This window comes from Arthrobacter sp. SDTb3-6 (assembly GCF_013376095.1).
Taxonomy (GTDB): domain Bacteria; phylum Actinomycetota; class Actinomycetes; order Actinomycetales; family Micrococcaceae; genus Specibacter.
Genome location: NZ_JAAMFN010000025.1, coordinates 1 through 17545 on the forward strand (window position 1 = coordinate 1; position 17545 = coordinate 17545).

Here is a 17545-nt window from a genome sequence, read left to right on the forward strand (position 1 = left end):
GCATCCTCCGGGCCGTCGCAGGCCGCGGCCCGGGCGGTCAGGTGCAGCACGCCCTCGGGCACATCGGCTGACAGCACCAGCGTCCGGGACAGGCCCACGGACGTGCCGCCGCCGGAGACCAGCAGTTCCGGCGGGGTGGAGGAGACCTTCAACTGCGTGGGGTCGCCCCAGCGGTCGTCCAGCTTTTGCCCGGTCGGCGCCGAGAAACGCACCGTCAGTGCCAGCCCGCCGCTGGCCACGGCAGTCCTGGGGCGCTGGGTCTGTGCGGCGCCCTCGTCGACCTGCAGTGCCTGCTTGGGCAGCGGCACGCGGATCAGCTGGTGCTTGTTGGCTTCCACCACGATGAGCAGCGGGACGTCGCCGGACTCGTCCAGCAGCACGTCGCTGGGCTCGGCCAGCCCGCGGGCCAGCGTGCTGACCTGCCGTGTGGCGGGGTCGTAGCGTCGCACGGCACCGTTGTAGGTGTCCGCCACGGCCACGGAACCGTCCGGGAGCACGGCGACTCCCAGCGGGTGCTGCAGGCGGGCCTGGGCGGCGTCGCCGTCGCGGAAGCCAAAGTCGAAGAGGCCCTCGCCGATGGCGGTCTCCACGGTCGCCGTCCGCCCGCCGGCATCGCCCGCAGGTCCGAACTTCACCACGCGCAGCGCTGACGTTTCGGAGTCGGCCACCCAGAGATTTCCCTGGGCGTCCTCGGTCAGGCCGGAGGGCTGGGCAAACCAGGCCTGGTGGGCCGGACCGTCAAGCAGTCCCTCGAGCCCGTTGCCTGCAACAATCTCCACGGCACCGCTGGCCGGGTCAAAGCCAAAGAGCTGGTGCGTTCCGGCCATGGCAACCACCACTGTCTCCAGCACGGAGGAATACGCCACATCCCACGGCGAGGACAGCGCAATCTCGAGGGGCGCGGTGCCGAGCTGCGTCGCAGAGGCCGGGGCGCCGTCGTCATCCACCCGCGCAGGGCCCGCATCCAGGAGCCGCTGCACGCCATTGCCGGCCACGGTCCGCACCTCGCCGGTGGCGAGCGTGACCCCGCGGAGGCGATGGTTTACCGAGTCGGCCATGATCACGTCGTACCCGACGCGCGCGGCCAGTGCGGCCGGGAGCAGCGCCACGCCCTGGGGTTCGTTGAACTCGGCCTGCCCGGCGGAACCGTCCGTGTGCCCCCTGGTCCCGGCCCCGATGGTGCGCACCACGGTGGCCAGGTCCGGACCCATCTCCACGAGCCGGTGGTGGCCGGTGTCGGAGACGAGGAAGTTCCCGCCCGCCAGCGGCAGCACCTTGCCGGGAAAGCGAAGGTCGCGGGAGACGGGCTCGGGAGCCACATAGGGCCCGTCGCCGCGGTGCAGGGTCCCCTTCGCCTCATGCTCGGCGATCAGTTCGGGGATGAAGGAGGCCAGGCCGGCCGCATGCCCCTCGCCGGAAAGGTGGGCCACGATGTAGCCCTCGGGGTCCACCACCACCAAGGTGGGCCAGGCGCGCGCGGAGTAGGCCTGCCAGGTGGCCAGCTCGGGGTCGTCCAGGACGGGGTGGGTGATCTCATAACGTTCGACCGCGGCGGCGAGGGCCGCGGGGTCCGCCTCGTGCTCAAACTTCGGCGAGTGCACGCCCACCGTGACCAACACGTCCCTGTACTCCTCCTCGAGGGGGCGCAGTTCGTCCAGCACGTGCAGGCAGTTGATGCAGCAGAACGACCAGAAATCGAGGATGACAATCTTGCCGCGCAGCTTTTCCAGGCCCAGCTCGGCGCCACCGGTGTTGAGCCAGGCACGGCCCTGCAGTTCGGAGGCGCGGACGCGGACGGTGGCGGCGGTGTTCGTTGCAGAATCCACTAGTGCTTTTCTCCTTGTGACCCAGGTTGGGAACGTGAACCGGATGGGGTACCAGACGGTGAAGCTGGGGGCGCAGCCGGGCTGTTGTGCAGGTGCGGCAGCGGCGGTCCGCTGTGGGCGGAGTCCATCGTGGCGTCACGCCGGGCCAGCTGGGCAAACATGTCATTGTAAGCGTTGAGGTCGGCGTAGTTATTCCGAACGGCGGCCCGGTCCTTGCGCTTGGTCTCGCGCGCATCCGACTTCGACCACATGTAGGCGACCCCCATGGCAATGGCCAGGGTGGGGACCTCCCCCACGCCCCAGGCGATGCCGCCGGCGGTTTGCTGGTCAACCAGCGCCGAGTCACCCCAGGGCCGGCCCATGTTGCCAAAGTATTCGCCCGAGAGCAGGTTGGTGGCCATCATCAGGGAGACCCCGAAGAATGCGTGGAACGCCATGGTTGCCAGGAGCAGCAGCAGCCGCATCGGGTACGGGAAGCGGCGCGGGAGCGGGTCCGAGCCGATCATGCTCATGATGAAGATGTAACCCGTCAGCGTGAAGTGCACGATCATCAGCTCGTGGCCCACGTGGTAGCGCATGGCCAGGTTGAACAGGGGCGAGTAGTAAAACACGACCAGGCTGCCGGCGAAGTTGGCTGCGGCAAACAGCGGGTGCGTGATCAGCTGCGAGTACCGGGAGTGCACCAGCACCAGGATCCATTCGCGGACGCCCCGGCTGCCGTCCCGGCGCGGGGTCAGCGCCTGCAGTGCCAGGGACACGGGCGAGCCCAGCGCCAGGAACAGGGGGGCGATGACCATCAGCGACATGTGCTCCACCATGTGGGCGCTGAACAGGACCTGGCCGTACACGGCCGTCCCGCCGGAGGTGATGTAGACCAGGGACACGAGCCCGGCAAACCAAGACACGCTGCGCAGCACGGACCACTTGTCCCCGCGGCGGCGCAGCTTGATGAGGCCGGAGATGTACGCGGCCGCGGCGGCCAGGGCGAAGGCCACCCACAGCCAGTCCATCCGCCACTCGGTGAACCACCGGGAGAAGGTCAGCTCCGGTGGCAGCGGGTAGTCGGTGAGAATCTGGGCCGGGGTCAGCGCCGCCTGCACCAGTTCCCGGGACTGCGGGGGCGCGGAGCGGCTCAGGCCCACGGCGAGGCCGCTGGTGATGCCCATGATCAGCAGTTCGCCAAAGACCAGCTGCCAGAGCAGGCGGCGGGTGCGGGCCGCCGTCGCTGGTTTTTCACCCCCGGCCAGGCGGGGAATGATCCAGGTCCGGTGCATCCAGCCGATCACGCCGAGCAGGATGGTGGCGGCGGACTTGGCCAGGATCAGCTGGCCGTAGCTGGAGTAGAAGAGGTCGTGCCAGTTGGTGATGCGGATGGCGGCGTTGACAATTCCGGAGCCGGCCACGCCTGCGAAGGCGAAGATGGCGAGCGTGGAGAAGCGCTGCAGCGTCGGGGCGGTGATCTTGCCCAACACCCCGGAAACCACCACCAGCACAATGATGCCGCCCACCCACAGCGAAACGCCGGTGATGTGCAGGAACAGCGAGTTCACGGCGCCAACGTGGTCGGCACTGGAGGCGGAGTGGCCGATCAGCGCCTGCGGCACAAACGCCAGCAGGGCCACGACCAGGGGGACGGCCAGGGCGCTGATATTGCGCAGGCCAAACACGAGGGTGGTGGTGACGGCGGCGCAAATGACCACCATGAGCCAGGCCTGGCCCACGGGCAGCGACGTCATGTAAAACACCAGCTGGTGGGTGTATTCGCTGCTGCCGGACACGGACAGCCCGGAAATGCTTGAGTACGTCAGCACTAGGACGGCGATGGCTGCCAGGGTCCAGACGCCGCCGGCCACCGCAGCCAGCGTCATGACGCGGGTGAAGGCGGGATGTTCGGGGACGTGGTGGCGCTTGGCGGAGTCCGCCTTTTGCTTGCCGGTGTGGGGCCGGCGGGACGTGGCATCCTTGGGCAGGATCACGATGGCGAACACCAGCGAGCCCACGACCGTGGCCAGGGCCAGGTTGTGGATGGTGGTGGCCACGGGCAGGCCCCAGCGGGTGAAGGCCCCCGGATCGCCGAGCTGCTGCACCCCGGCGGCGCCGGTCCACAGCAAAGCGCCCACGACGCCGGCCATGGCGCCGGCCAGCCCAAGCCACCACCACGGCCCGCGAATGCCGCCGGCAAAAGTGGCGGCCAGACCGGGTTTTGGCGCGGCAATCTCCGGGCGGGGACTCGTGGCGGGGGCTGATTCTACGGGTGGCACCCTTCCATTGTCTGGCACCATGCCGGTCCAGGGCGAATCAGGGACTTCCCAGCTTCACCTGCGGATTAAACACGCGGGGGCGGCCGGCAGGTGCCGGCCGCCCCCGCGGCGAAGTTGTGGTGATTACTTCTTGTTGGAAACGGCAGCCTTCAGCTTGGAGCCGGCGGACAGCTTGACGCTGTGGCCTGCGGCAATCTGGATGGTTTCGCCGGTCTGCGGGTTGCGGCCGGTGCGAGCTGCACGGTCGGTGCGCTCGATGGAGAGCCAACCCGGGATGGTGATCTTTTCACCGGCGGCAACGGAGCTCTCGAATACCGAGAACAGTGCGTCCAGGACGCCGTTCACTGCGGTCTGGCTGGTCTCAGCCTTTGCAGCAACTTCCGCAACCAGTTCGCTACGATTCTTAGCCATGTTTGTCCTCCTGGACGTCAAGAAATTCTTGTTCCACGCGGTTGCGTGTCAACCACTGCTAGCGAACTTACCAGTTCTTCCGCGGGATTCCGGCAATTTTGGGCGTTTTTCGTGGTTTTTGGACCGATTTGCAGTGATTCCTGCCCCGGTTTTCACCCCCGGGCGCCCGCAGCGGCCCAAAAACGGCCCGTTAACGCGCCACACCGGGGCGAAACGGGGCAAACGACAACGGCTCGTCGCGCAACATGGAAAGCCCGCATTCCAGTGCTCCCAGCACCACGCCGTCGGCCCCCAGCGTGGACGCCGCCAGCTCGGGCACGGGCGGCTGGAAAACGTCATCCAGCACGGCGGCGGCCTTGTCGATGACGGGCTGCGCAGCCTGGGCGATGGCCCCGGCCACGATGACCTTCTCCACGTCCAGCAGGCTCACCAGTATCTGGGCAACGCGGGCCAGCCGCTCCCCCAGGCGGTCCACAATCCCCTGCGCCGCCGCATCCCCGCCGGCTGCTGCGGCAAACACCGCCTCGGCGGACAACTGCGCCCGGGGAAGCTGCGCCAGCGCCGAGCCCGGCGGCAGGGTCCTGGCCTTGCTGGCCGCCACAGCCCATTCCCGGGCCAGGAACCCCAGCCCTTCGGAGGAACCGGCTCCCTGGACAATGTCCAGCAGGCGCATTTCGCCCGCACCGCCGTGCCGGCCGCGCAGCAGCCTGCCGTCAACGACCAGCCCCGCACCGAAGCGTTCACCGGACAATAGCGTTGCAAAGGAGTCAAGGCCCGGGTTGCGGGCGTGTTCGGCGAGCGCCGCCAGGTTTGCGTCGTTGTCGACCATGGTCCGGCCGCAATCGTCAAATACGGCAGGGAAGCCCGGATTCATGTGCTGCCAATAGTCGTGTCCCGCCGGGGAGTGTCCCTGTCCGTCCACGGGGGCCGGCACGCCGACCACCACGAGGAAGACCTCCTCCGGGCGCACATCCGCGTGTGCCAGCACGGAATCGACGGCACCGCGCGCCGCCGTCCGCCGGACGGGGCCCTGCACGCCGTCGATCGTGTGGCCGGTCCGGGCGAGGATGGTGCCGCGCAGATCGGCCACGGCCGCGGTGACTGTGTGTTGGCCGGCGTCGACGGCGACGATATAGCCGGCCCGGTCGCGCAGCCGGTAGCGGCGGGCGGGCCGGCCCTTGCTGTACTGGCCGGCCTCCCGGGAATCAGCCACCTCGTCGATCCACCCCTGCGCCACGAGGGTGTCGCAGAGCCCCAGGACCGTGGACCGGGTCAGCCCTGTCGCCGCCATGACCTCCGACGCCAGAAAGGTCTGGGCAGCCAACGCATAGCGCAGCACCGCCCCTACGTTCATGCGCCGCAACAATTGCGGCGACGTCGCCACATCTTCCCGTAACATCCCTTGACCCCATCGCCGTCGTGAGGCAATATTACCTTTGCTTATTAAATATAGGTTCTAGATTTAGTTATTAGAGAAACGCCGCCGCGCAGCCGGCGGACCATCGGAGTCCAGCCAGGGATGTCCAGCCAGGGAAGTCCAGCCAAGGGAGACAATGACGTGCAATCCACTACACCAGCAGCGCAGCCGGGACTGAGCAGGCGGTCGTTCCTGTTCGGTGCCGCAGCGTTGGGAGCCGGGCTGTCGATGGCCGGATGCGCCCCGGGCCAGGGGTCCGGCGGGAAAACCACCACCATCACCTTCTACGTCTCCAAGCCGGAGGTGATCGGCTATTTTGACGGCTTGATCAAGCAGTTCCACGCGAGCCAGGACACCGTCCGGGTCATCCGCGATTCCACGTCAAGCATGTCCGCAGACTTCGTGCGGAACCAGCCCCCGGACCTGGGCTGCTGGAACTACAACTTCTCCGTGGCGGCCTTCGTCAGGCATGGGGCCCTGAGCGATCTCTCCGACATGGCCGAGGCCAAGTCGATCAATCCCAAGTTGTGGCCACTGCTCCAGCAGACGGCCACCTACCCCGGCCGCACCAGCGCCATCCCGTACTCGGTCATGGCTGCCTCGGTCATCTACAACAAGGACATGTTCGCCAGGTACGGTTTGGCCGTGCCCACCACCTGGTCCCAGCTGCAGGCGGTGTGCAGGACGCTTCAGGGCGCCGGGATCTCCCCCTTCTACAACACGCTCAAGGACAACTGGACCGTGGCACAGGGCATGTTCGACTACAGCGTCGGCGGCATGGTGGACATCCCCCGGTTCTTCAGCGCCCTGGACGCCGAGGGCACCTCGGTGCGGGCCGGATCTGCCGCGTCGTTCCACAAAGACTTCCAGGGCCCCATGCAGCACATGTCCCAGCTTGCCCTGCTGGCGAACCAGGATGCCGCAAGCCGCGGATACGGCGACGGCAACCTCGCCTTCGCCCAAGGCAAGGCGGCCATGTACCTGCAGGGCCCATGGGCACTGAACGAAATTGCCAAGACCGCGCCCACGATGAACCTGGGCACCTTCCCCCTCCCGGTCACCGAAGACCCTGCAGACCTCAAGGTGCGCGTGAACGTCGACCTCGCCTTGTGGATCCCGGAAGCGTCGAAAAAGAAGGCGGCGGCACGCCAGTTCCTGTCCTTCCTCATGCAGCCGGAGGTCAACGACAAATACAATGCCGACAACAACGGCTTCGGCGTCCGGACGGATTCCCCGCCGGCGAGGAACCCCGCACTGGCCGGCATGCAGAAATACTACGACGGCGCCGCCTTCTACCTGGGCGCCTCGCAGCTGATCCCGGCCTCCATCCCCGTGGCCGACTATGCCCAGGCCATCGCCCTTGGGTCCGCCCCCGGGCCGGAACTGGCCACCCTGGACTCCGACTGGTCCCGGCTCGCCCTGCGCAACGCCTGACCGCCGTCCCGCACCCACGAATCGAGTAAAGATCATGGCCCTTTCATCCCCGGCTCCGGTCCGGCGGCGACGCCGCGTCGAACCCGTCTTCTATCTCTTCCTGTTGCCCACCGTCATCCTGTTCACCCTGGCGATCATGGTTCCTGCCGTCATGGGCATCGCCCTCAGCTTCACGAACTCCGTCGGCTTTGGCGATTTCAGGTTCATCGGCCTGACCAACTACATTGCCGTCTTCTCCGACCCGGCCATCCTAGCGGCATACCTGTTCACGATTGGCTTCGCCGTCGTGACGGTGCTGCTGGTCAACGTGGTCGCGTTCCTGCTGGCCATCGCCCTGACCTCCAGGATCCGGGCAAGGATCGCCCTCCGTGCGGTTTTTGTGCTGCCCATGGTGGTCTCCGGCATTGTCATCGCCTATGTCTTCAACTACCTGTTCTCAAACTCGCTGCCCAGTGTTGCCTCGGCCGTCGGTTTCGGGCCGCTGGAGCAAAGCGTGCTGGCGAACCCGGACCTGGCCTGGCTTGCCATCGTGGTGGTCACCGCCTGGCAGGCCATCCCGGGAACCCTGCTCATTTACATCGCCGGCGTCCTGGCCATCCCCTCGGATGTCTACGAAGCCGCCTCCCTCGACGGGGCAGGCGGCTGGCGCCAGCTGCGCTCCATCACCGTCCCCCTGACCGCCGGATATGTGGTCATCAACCTCATCCTGGGCTTCAAGGGCTTCATGAACACCTACGACATCATTGTCGGCTTGACCGGGGGCGGCCCCGGCACCTCCACGACCAGCGTTGCCATGTCCATCTTCAACGGCTTTTCCAACGGCGATTACTCGTACCAAATGGCCAACGCGACCATCTTCTTCCTGATCGCGATCGTCATCGCACTGCTTCAATTGCGCACCACCCGCGGAAAGGCGGCCCTTTAGATGAGCACCCAAGTCATGCCCGCCCCGGCCACGCACACGGCTCCCGCCACCGCGGGGAGCCGCCCCCGCCGTCGTCCATCCCGGGCCCAGCGCGGCAGCTGGGCGCTGACCATCATCCTTGCCCTCTGCTCCCTCACCGTCCTGGTCCCGCTCTATGCAAGCTGCGTGATGGCCTTCAAAACCACCAGGCAGGCCGTTGACGGAAACGCATTTTCGCTGCCCTTCCCCTTGAGCCTGGACGGCTTTGTCCAGGCGTGGACGCTCACGGATTTCCCCCGCAGCTTCGCCATCTCCGTTTTCATTGCCGCCGTCACGGTGGCCGGCACCATCGCCCTGAGCTCGTTCGCCGCCTTCGCCATTTCACACAACTGGGAAAACCGCGTGTTCCGCTGGTCCTTCTTCTACCTGCTGGCCGCCATGTTCCTGCCGTTCCCGGTGGTTGCGCTGTCCCAGGTGAAGCTGACCGGCATGGTGCACCTGGACAACCCGGTGGGCGTGGCCATCCTGCACATCATGTTCCAGCTGTCCTTCAGCGTCATGCTTTTCACCGCCTTCCTGCGCTCCATTCCCACCGAGCTGGAGGAAAGTGCCAGGATCGACGGCGCCAGCACCTGGCAGGTGTTCTGGCGGCTGGTCTTCCCGCTGCTGGCCCCGATGAGCGCGACGGTGGGCATCTTCGCCTTCCTGGCGTCGTGGAACGACTACATGATGCCGACGCTGATCACGGCAGACCCTGCCCTGCAGACCCTGCCCGTGCTGCAGAACATCTTTCAGACCCAGTTCAGCAATAACTACAACGTGTCCTTCGCGTCGTACCTGATGGCCATGGCCCCGGCCATCATCGTCTATCTCATATCCCAGCGCTGGGTCATGTCCGGGCTGACCCAGGGCGCCATCAAATAAACCACCACCCAAGGAGAACAAACCCCATGACTGAAACACTTGCCACGGCACGGCAGCTGCCCACCCCCGACGAGACCTGGTGGCGCCAGGCCGCCGTCTACCAGATCTACCCCCGCTCCTTTGCCGATTCCAACGGCGACGGCATCGGCGACCTGCCCGGCATCACCTCCCGCATCCCGTACCTGGCGGAGCTGGGCATCGACGCCGTCTGGCTCAGCCCGTTCTACCCCTCGGCACTGGCCGACGGCGGCTACGACGTCGACGACTACCGCAACGTTGACCCCCGCCTGGGCACCCTGGACGACTTTGATGCCATGACGCAGGCCCTGCACGCCGCTGGCATCCGCCTGATCGTGGACATCGTGCCCAACCACACCTCCGACCGCCACGAGTGGTTCCGCGAGGCACTGGCCGCCCCGAAGGGTTCCGCCGCCCGCGACCGCTACATCTTCCGGGACGGTTTGGGCCCGGACGGTGCCGCGCCGCCCGCCGACTGGGTGTCCACCTTTGGCGGGCCCGCCTGGGAACCCGTGGGCGACGGACAGTGGTACTTCCACTTTTTCGCCAAGGAACAGCCGGACCTGAACTGGAACAACCGCCAGGTCCATGCGGACTTCCAGCAGACGCTGCGCTTCTGGTCGGACCGGGGCGTGGACGGCTTCCGCATCGACGTGGCGCACGGCCTCGCGAAGGACCTGGGCCAGGACCTGCCCAGTCAGGCCGAACTCGACGCCACTCCCAAAGACGGCAACCACCCGTTGTGGGACCGCGATGACGTACACGACATTTACGCCGGGTGGCGCACCGTGTTCAATGCCTACACCCCCGCCCGCACGGCCGTGGCCGAAGCCTGGGTGGCCTCGGACCGCAGGGCGCGCTACGCGAGTGCGGACGGACTGGGCCAGGCTTTCAACTTTGACCTGCTCGAGGCCGATTTCGACGCCGGGGCGTTCCGGGACATCATCACGTTCAACCTGGGCCTCGCCGCGGAGTCCGGTTCGTCCACCACCTGGGTGTTCTCCAACCACGATGTGGTCCGCCATGCGACCCGCTACGGGCTGCCGGCGCGGAACGGCGACACGGCCAAGCAGGGCTCGGCGTGGCTGCTCAGCGGCGGCACCGTGCCCCGGCTCGACGCCGCGCTCGGCCTGCGCCGTGCCCGCGCCGCGACCCTCCTGGAACTGGCCCTGCCGGGTTCCGCCTACCTGTACCAGGGCGAGGAACTGGGCCTTCAGGAGGTGGCGGACATTCCGGCGGGGCAACGCCAGGACCCGTCGTTCTTCCGCAACCCGGGCGTGGACATGGGCCGCGACGGCTGCCGCGTGCCGCTGCCCTGGACCCGGGCCGGGGCGTCCTTCGGTTTCGGCACGGGGGATGCCCACCTGCCACAGCCGGCCTGGTTTGCCGAATCGTCCGTCGAGGCGGAGGACGGCGTGGCGGATTCCACGCTGTCGATGTACCGTGCCGCCCTCGCCCTGCGGTCGCGGCTGCAGGCCGCAGAGTCGCTGGAGTGGCTGGAAACCGGGCGCGAGGACGTCCTGGCGTTCCGCCGCCCGAACGGGTGGACGTCCATCACCAACTTCGGCACGGACCCCTTCACGCTGCCGGCCGGGGAGGTGCTCCTGGCCAGTGCCGGGCTCCTGCCCGGTTCACTGCCGGGTTCACTGCCGGGTTCACTGCCCGGGGCGGCAACGGCCTGGCTGCAGCTGTAGGCCGGGCGTATGCCGCGTCGCTTTCGCGGGCACCAAAAAAGGGCGGCAACCCGAAGGTTGCCGCCCTTTTTAGAACCGGAATTTACCAGCTGGACTTCGTGATGCCGGGCAGTTCGCCAGCGTGTGCCATCTTGCGGAAGCGCACGCGGGAGATGCCGAACTTCTGGAGCGTTCCACGCGGACGGCCGTCGATGGCGTCGCGGTTGCGGACGCGCACGGGCGAAGCGTTGCGGGGGAGCTTCTGCAGGCCCAGGCGGGCAGCTTCGCGCTCTTCCGGAGTGGAGGCGGGGTTAACGAGGGCCTTCTTCAGTTCGAGGCGCTTTTCAGCGTAACGCTCGACGATGACCTTGCGCTTCTCGTTTTTGGCGATCATGGACTTCTTGGCCATAGTCTTTAGCGCTCCTCTCGGAATTCAACGTGCTGGCGGATCTTGGGATCGTACTTCTTCAGGACCAGGCGGTCCGGGGTGTTGCGGCGGTTCTTGCGGGTCACATACGTGAAACCGGTACCGGCCGTGCTCTTGAGCTTGATGATGGGACGTACGTCCTTGTCCTTTGCCATTAGAGCTTCACCCCTCGTGCCAGAATCTGTGCAACAACGGCGTCAATTCCGCGTACATCGATGACCTTGATCCCCTTGGCAGAAACCTGCAGGGTGACATTGCGGCGCAGGGACGGAACCCAGTAGCGCTTCTTCTGGATGTTCGGATCGAACCGGCGCTTGTTGCGGCGGTGCGAGTGCGAAATGCTATGTCCAAAGCCCGGCTCGGCTCCGGTCACCTGGCAGTGTGCTGCCATGATCACTCCTAATAAATGAATGGAAACGGTCCGCTGCTGCAAACCGTGCGCCAAGGCAGCGTCCGCCCCTGGACAGCATGATTCCCACAATTCATTGACAATGATGATGGAAAAGGCCGTCCGGCGAATACCCGAATGCACGCAACTTGAGCCCCTAACTACCGGCCCGCGGGAACATATTCACCGCAAACCGGAGCAATTGCACACGCTCCGCGCCACCTGGCGCCTACCCAGTCTAGTGGCTGGCGGGCCATTAAGACCAATCGTCCTTATCATGGCCCCTGCGCCGCGGCGAATGCAGCTCCGGCCAGCGCGCGGAGAGGTTGTCCCCGGACGACACCCCCCGCAGGCGGCGGCCAATCCACGGCCCCACGTATTCGCGGGTCCAGGCGGCGTTGTCCTTCAGCGTTTCGGCGGTGGTCCGGACCGGGACGGGCGGCAGCTCCGGCATGGGAATGCGGGCCGTCCCACCCAGCCGTTCCAGGACCCGGTTGGCCATGTTGATGTGACCGGGCGTGGACATGTGCATGCGGTCCACGCCCCACAGCCGCCAGTCGTTGTATTCGCGGAAGCGCCAGTAGTCGACCAGTTCAGCACCGCGCACCTCCGCCACTTCCCGCAGCAACTCGTTGTAGACGGCGGTGCGGCCGCGGATGCCGGCAAAAACCTTGGAGCTGCTGGCATCAAATCCGGTGAAGACGAGCACGCGGGCGCCCGTGCCCGCCAGCTTGGCCAAGGCGAGCGAGTAGGCAGCCAGCATGGCGTCGATGTCCACCTTGGGCCGCAGGATGTCATTGATGCCGGCGTAGATGGTGACAAGCGTGGGGTTCATGGCCACGGCCGCGTCCACCTGTTCCGCCAGGATCTGCTTCATTTTCTTCCCGCGGATGGCCAGGTTGGCGTAGCCGAACGAATCCCCCGGGCAGGCGGCGGCCAGTTGTTCGGCCGTGCGGTCCGCCCAGCCCCGCACCTGGTTGGGCAGCGCCGGGTCCGTGTCGCCGAGCCCCTCGGTGAACGAGTCGCCCAGTGCCACGTACCGTTCCGTATATTCCACGCCCGCCTCCTTGCTGCACCTGCCTTGACCAAGTCAATCCTATGTCCGCCCCCGGCCGGTCCGTTTTTGGCGCCTACGCGGCCGGCTCCAGCTGCCCGGCGGATGCGATGAGGGCCGCATACGCTCCCCCGGCGTCCCGCAGCTGCGCCGGCGTGCCCGTTTCCACGAGTTCCCCGCCGGCCAGGACGGCCAGCTGGTCCGCATCCTCCACGGTGGTCAACCGGTGGGCGATGGTCAGGGTGGTCCGTCCGACGGCGAGGTGGTCCAGCGCCCCCTGCACCTGCGCCTCGGTGGTGTTGTCCAGCGCGGACGTTGCCTCGTCGAGGATGAGGACGCGCGGGTTGCGCAGGATGGTGCGCGCGATGGCCAGCCGCTGCTGTTCCCCTCCCGAAAACCGGTGGCCGCGGGCGCCGACCAGCGTGTCCAGGCCGCCGGGGAGTCCGGCCACGAGATCGGCGATCCGGGCCGCCCCGAGCGCCTGCCACAGTGCGGCATCCCCGGCGTCGGGCGCGGCAAGCAGCAGGTTGTCGCGGATCGAGGCGTGGACCAGGTAGCTTTCCTGCGACACCACGCCCACGATCCGGGCCAGGACCTCCGGGGCGATGTCGCGCACGTCAACGCCGTCAATCGTCACGCGCCCGGCCGTGACATCGTGCAGGCGGGGAAGCAGCGAGCCAAGGGTCGACTTTCCGGACCCCGTGGGGCCCACGACGGCGGTTGCCGAGCCGGCGGGCAGCGCAAGGTCGATTCCGCGCAGGACGTCCGGCCCGCCGTCGTACGCGAAACGCACGTTTTCAAAGCGCACCTCACCGCGCACCGTGGCGGGATCCAACGGGATCGGGTGGGACGGTGCCGTGACCTCCGGGACCAGGTCAAGGTATTCAAAGATGCGGCTGAACAGCGCCATGGCCGTGACCCACTGGACGCCGAGGTTCAGCAGGCCCATGATGGGGCGAAAAATGGTGGACTGCAGGGCCGTGAACGCCACCACGGTGCCAATGCTCATGCCGTTCGCAGGCAGTCCGGCGGCAAAGTAGATCAGGGCCGGGATGGCGGAAAAGATGATGCCCATGGTGGCCATGCGCCAACGCCCGGCCAGCTGCGAGCGCAGTTCCAGGCCGATCAGGCGCTCGGAGCTGGCCGTGTAGAGGGCCGCGTCCCGGCCGGTGGTGCCCAGGGTCTTCGCCAGGCGGACGCCGGAGATGGACAGCCCCTCCTCGACCTGGGTGTTCATGGTGGCGAGCTCGGCCTGCAGGGTGGAGGTGACGTCGCGCCGGAGCAGGGCCACGCGGCGGGAGAACCAGACGGCGGGCGGGATGACCACCAGGGACAGGAGGGACAGTTGGGGCGAGAGCGCCACCATGGCCACGGCCGTGGCGACCGCGGTGGTCAGGTTGGATGCGACGCCGGTGGCCGTGGAGGTGATGACCGACTGCATGCCGGCGATGTCGTTGTTCAGGCGCGACTGCACCTCGCCGCTGCGGGTCCGGGTGAAGAATCCCAGCGACTGCCTTTGCAGGTGGGTGAACAAGCGGACCCGCAGGGCGTGCATGATCATTTGGCCCATGCCGGTGGCCATCCACGTCTGCACCACGCCAATGGCGGCGGTGGCCGCGGCGACGGCGATCATGGCGCCGGCCAGCCAGGCGAGCAACGTGATGTTCCGCTCCAGCAGGGCGGTGTCGATGATGCCGCGGACCAGGAACGGCTGCGCCAGGCCGATCACGCTGGAGGCGCTGATGAGAAGCACGACGGCGGCGATGGTCCCCTTGTGGGGCGCGAACAGTGCCGCGATGCGCCTGGCGCTTACGGGGTGGCGTGCAAGCTGGGCCTGGTCGGCGGGGCTGACGCGGGCGGGTCCACGGCCGGCGTGGGGCGGTTTTTTGCTCTCCGTCATGGGCTGCACCTCCAGATGGTGTGCCGGGTGCGGGAGTCGCACCAACTATTCAGGAGGTTACCTCACTATGAGGTTATGGGTCAAGCTGGGTAGACTGGCACCATGACTTCCTCCGGAGACCAACCCGCAGACCTGGGCGAGCTGTTTCACTCCGCCTTCCGCGGCCTGCGCCGCACCTGGGCCGAGCAGCTGGCGCCGTGGGAGATGACGCCGCACCAATGGCGGGCGCTCATGACGCTGTTGCGCGCCTGCACGCCGGGACTGGACGCGCCTGCAGGGCCCTCCGCGCCGGGCGTCCGGCTGAAGGACCTTGCGGAGCGGTTGCGCATTGCCCCGCGCTCAGCCACCGAGGTGGTGGACCAGCTTGAAGCCAAGGGCCTGGTGCGCCGCGATCCGGACCCCACGGACCGCCGCGCCACCCTGGTGGTGGCAACGGCGGCCGGGCAGCAGCTTTTTGCGGACATCACGGCCCAGCGCCGGGACAGGTCCAGCGAGTACTTTGCCCGCCTCGCTGCCGAAGACCGCGCCGAGCTGGCCAGGATCCTGGCCCTGCTGGGCCGTTAACCCCGGCCCGCCCCGCCTGGCGTTGCGGCCAGGAACAGCTACGCGGCGGGGGTTCCCGAAATGTTGATGAGCCACGGCACGCCGAACTTGTCGGTGAACATGCCGAAGGTGTCGCCCCAGGGTGCCTTGGCCAGCTTTTCGCCAATGGTGCCGCCCTCGGAGAGCTTGTTGTAGTAGCCCGTCAAGGTTTCCTCGTCGTCGCCGGAGAGCGAGACGGTTGAATTGGGCTTGATGTCCATGGCCTGGGGGACGTCGGCGGCCATGAGCACCACGCCGTTGTCGCCTGCCAGCTGGCCGTGCATGATGTTGTCCGCCTCGGCAGGGTCCTCGGAGACGTGGAATTCGGCGAAGGTGCTCAGGTCAAGCTTGCCACCGAAGACCGAGTGGTAAAACTCCATGGCCTGCCTGGCGTTGTCGCGAAAGTTCAAATAGGGGTTGAGTTGAACGGACATGGCGGTGCTCCTTGGGGGTTGCTCGCACTGTGATGCAAGACATTATGCCCCCGATCCCCCGCGCTGTCATCAGCTATGCGGCAAGCGCCTGGCCCATCCGCCAATAGCCCATGAAGGCCACCGAATTGCGGTCCATTCCGACGTCGCGCACCAGGTAACGGCGCAGGCCGCGGATGGCCGCGGCCTCGCCCGCAATCCATGCATACAGGCCGTGCCCGGGCCTGCATTCGGGCGTTTCCCACAATACGGCCGAGTCCACGTCAACCTCCTCGGGCTCATCCCCCTGCCGTTTGGCCGCGGGCACGATGACGTTGCGGACGGCCGCGTCCAACAGCGTTCCGTGTGCCGCGCCGTTGCGCGCATGCCACCGCACCTCCACCCGGGCTGCCGAATGGATGTCCAGGAAGTCGGCCGCCGTGGGCACCTCCAGGACCGCATGCCCGATGATGTGCGGGGGCAGCGATTCCAGGATCGCGGCAATGGCCGGCACGGCGGTTTCGTCGCCCACCAACAGCACCCGCCCTGCGCCGCCCGGTGCGAACTCGATGCCCAGGCAGCGGCCCCAGCGGGCGCACGGTCCTATTACCAGCAGCGGATCCCCCGGCTGGGCACCCGCGGCCCACAACGCAGCCGGACCGGAGGCGCCAGGGTGCAGCACAAAGTCAATGTCCAGTTCCGCCGGGGCACCCGGGAAATCCGGCGATGCCGGCACGGCCGGCCGCAGCGCCCTTACCGTGTAGGTGCGCATCACCCCCCGCACGGCTTCGTCCACGGCAAGCCAGGCCGGGTACCAGCCGTCCTGCAGGGACCCTCGCACCGCGTGCAGCTCGGGCAGCCCGCGCCCGGGCGGCGGAATGAGCACCTTGATGCGCAGGTCAAGCGTTTCGCCGCCGGCACCTGTCCCGAAGAGCGCCAGGTCCCCACCGGTGAACGTAATGCGCCGGAAGTGTGGCGTCAGCTGACGCACGGCCGCCACGGTCAGGGCAAAAGTCCGCAGTGGCCGGGCCGGAGCCTCAACCAGGGACGCCCCGGCGCTCATGCCGGCACGCCTTGCCGCAAACGCGGGCGAAGCACCGCGGCCCGCCGCCCCAACGGCACCACCAGCGGCGTCCCCGTCACCGGATCCGGCACAACCACCGATTCCAGGCCAAACACCTCACGCACCAGCGCCGCGGTCAGCACGGCGCCCGGCGGACCCTGGGCCACCACCTGGCCGGCCTTCATGGCCACCAGGTGGTCTGCATACCGCGCCGCCAGATTGAGGTCATGCAGCACCATGGCAACCGTGGTTTGCCGCCGCGCATTGAGCTCGGACACCACGTCCAGCACCTCCACCTGGTGGGCCAGGTCCAGGTACGTCGTGGGCTCGTCGAGCAGCAGGGCTCCGGTTTCCTGGGCCAATGCCATGGCGATCCAGACGCGCTGGCGCTGCCCTCCGGACAGTTCCTCCACATTGCGCGCGGCCAGCTCCAGCGTGCCGGTGACGGAAAGCGCAGCCGCCACGGCGTCGTCGTCGGCGTCCGTCCACTGCCGGAACCACCCCTGGTGGGGGCTGCGCCCACGCCCCACCAGCTCGGAAACGGTAATGCCGTCGGGCGCTGTTGGGCCCTGGGGCAGGATGCCCAGTTCGCGGGCCAGGGCGCGCGTGGGCAACTTGTGGATCTCCGTCCCGTTGAGGTGGACGGCACCTGGGCCTGGGGCCAGCAGCCTGGCCAGCCCGCGCAGCAGCGTGGATTTCCCGCACGCATTGGCACCGACAATGATGGTCACCTTCCCGGCGGGCAGCTCCAGTGAGAGCCCCTCCACGATGGGTGCCCCGGCGTAGCCGAGTGTCACGTTGCGGGCGCCCAGTCGTGTGGCATGCGCTTCGAGGGGCATTTCGGGGGGCATGG

At 67.5% G+C, this 17545-nt stretch carries 17 protein-coding genes; 5 read left to right on the forward strand and 12 right to left on the reverse strand.

Annotation, left to right across the window (positions count from 1 at the left end; genetic code table 11):
• The 4 genes from G6035_RS12735 to G6035_RS12750 all read right to left on the reverse strand — a co-directional run.
• On the reverse strand, positions 1 to 1826 hold a 1826-nt coding region (locus G6035_RS12735; protein WP_176617478.1), incomplete at its 3' end, for an NHL domain-containing thioredoxin family protein.
• Positions 1826 to 4108, reverse strand: a complete 2283-nt coding sequence (locus tag G6035_RS12740) for a cytochrome c oxidase assembly protein (protein ID WP_176617479.1) — start codon at positions 4106 to 4108, stop codon at positions 1826 to 1828. The genes G6035_RS12735 and G6035_RS12740, both read right to left, overlap by 1 nt.
• Positions 4109 to 4210: 102 nt before the next feature.
• Positions 4211 to 4498 (reverse strand): HU family DNA-binding protein, encoded by a 288-nt coding sequence (locus G6035_RS12745; protein WP_110502511.1) that lies wholly within the window; start codon positions 4496 to 4498, stop codon positions 4211 to 4213.
• 190 nt (positions 4499 to 4688) lie between these two features.
• Complete coding sequence (locus tag G6035_RS12750; RefSeq protein ID WP_176617480.1) at positions 4689 to 5897, reverse strand: ROK family transcriptional regulator; 1209 nt, start codon at positions 5895 to 5897, stop codon at positions 4689 to 4691.
• Between the two features lie 159 nt (positions 5898 to 6056).
• Here G6035_RS12750 and G6035_RS12755 point away from each other — a divergent pair, with 159 nt between their 5' ends.
• The 4 genes from G6035_RS12755 to G6035_RS12770 are packed head-to-tail and all read left to right on the forward strand — an operon-like array spanning position 6057 to position 10889.
• Positions 6057 to 7349, forward strand: a complete 1293-nt coding sequence (locus G6035_RS12755) for an extracellular solute-binding protein (RefSeq protein WP_371131002.1) — start codon at positions 6057 to 6059, stop codon at positions 7347 to 7349.
• A 34-nt stretch (positions 7350 to 7383) separates the two neighbouring features.
• Positions 7384 to 8274 carry a carbohydrate ABC transporter permease gene (locus tag G6035_RS12760; protein ID WP_176617482.1) on the forward strand — a complete coding sequence of 297 codons (891 nt, stop codon included), beginning with the start codon at positions 7384 to 7386 and terminating at the stop codon, positions 8272 to 8274.
• On the forward strand, positions 8275 to 9177 hold the full coding sequence (locus tag G6035_RS12765) for a carbohydrate ABC transporter permease (protein WP_256127962.1): 903 nt from the start codon (positions 8275 to 8277) through the stop codon (positions 9175 to 9177).
• Between the two features lie 26 nt (positions 9178 to 9203).
• Positions 9204 to 10889, forward strand: coding sequence for an alpha-amylase family glycosyl hydrolase (locus tag G6035_RS12770; RefSeq protein ID WP_176617483.1), 1686 nt, complete (start codon positions 9204 to 9206; stop codon positions 10887 to 10889).
• 82 nt (positions 10890 to 10971) lie between these two features.
• Here the strand turns inward: G6035_RS12770 and rpsN are convergent, their stop codons facing one another.
• The 5 genes from rpsN to G6035_RS12795 form a co-directional block, all read right to left on the reverse strand.
• A complete protein-coding gene (gene rpsN / locus G6035_RS12775) occupies positions 10972 to 11277 on the reverse strand; it encodes a 30S ribosomal protein S14 (protein ID WP_176617484.1) in 306 nt (101 codons plus the stop codon).
• Between the two features lie 5 nt (positions 11278 to 11282).
• Entirely contained in the window at positions 11283 to 11450 is a 168-nt protein-coding gene (rpmG, locus tag G6035_RS12780; protein ID WP_044574616.1) for a 50S ribosomal protein L33, read from the reverse strand.
• Positions 11450 to 11686 (reverse strand): 50S ribosomal protein L28, encoded by a 237-nt coding sequence (rpmB, locus tag G6035_RS12785; RefSeq protein ID WP_113716244.1) that lies wholly within the window; start codon positions 11684 to 11686, stop codon positions 11450 to 11452. Before rpmB ends, rpmG begins: the two co-directional genes overlap by 1 nt.
• Positions 11687 to 11939: 253 nt before the next feature.
• Positions 11940 to 12740, reverse strand: coding sequence for an SGNH/GDSL hydrolase family protein (locus G6035_RS12790; protein ID WP_176617485.1), 801 nt, complete (start codon positions 12738 to 12740; stop codon positions 11940 to 11942).
• A gap of 73 nt (positions 12741 to 12813) precedes the next feature.
• A complete protein-coding gene (locus tag G6035_RS12795) occupies positions 12814 to 14637 on the reverse strand; it encodes an ABC transporter ATP-binding protein (protein WP_176617486.1) in 1824 nt (607 codons plus the stop codon).
• Between the two features lie 102 nt (positions 14638 to 14739).
• Here G6035_RS12795 and G6035_RS12800 point away from each other — a divergent pair, with 102 nt between their 5' ends.
• Complete coding sequence (locus tag G6035_RS12800) at positions 14740 to 15201, forward strand: MarR family winged helix-turn-helix transcriptional regulator (protein WP_176617487.1); 462 nt, start codon at positions 14740 to 14742, stop codon at positions 15199 to 15201.
• Between the two features lie 38 nt (positions 15202 to 15239).
• On the opposite strand, the gene G6035_RS12805 is transcribed toward G6035_RS12800, so the two are convergent.
• From G6035_RS12805 to G6035_RS12815, 3 genes are all read right to left on the reverse strand, one after another.
• Positions 15240 to 15653, reverse strand: coding sequence for a VOC family protein (locus G6035_RS12805; protein WP_176617488.1), 414 nt, complete (start codon positions 15651 to 15653; stop codon positions 15240 to 15242).
• Between the two features lie 73 nt (positions 15654 to 15726).
• Positions 15727 to 16692 (reverse strand): siderophore-interacting protein, encoded by a 966-nt coding sequence (locus tag G6035_RS12810; protein WP_176617489.1) that lies wholly within the window; start codon positions 16690 to 16692, stop codon positions 15727 to 15729.
• The gene (locus G6035_RS12815; RefSeq protein ID WP_256127963.1) at positions 16689 to 17543 is read right to left on the reverse strand and encodes an ABC transporter ATP-binding protein; all 855 of its coding nucleotides are present in this window, start codon (positions 17541 to 17543) and stop codon (positions 16689 to 16691) included. The genes G6035_RS12810 and G6035_RS12815 overlap by 4 nt, the downstream gene beginning before the upstream one ends.
• Between the last annotated feature and the right edge of the window lie 2 nt (positions 17544 to 17545).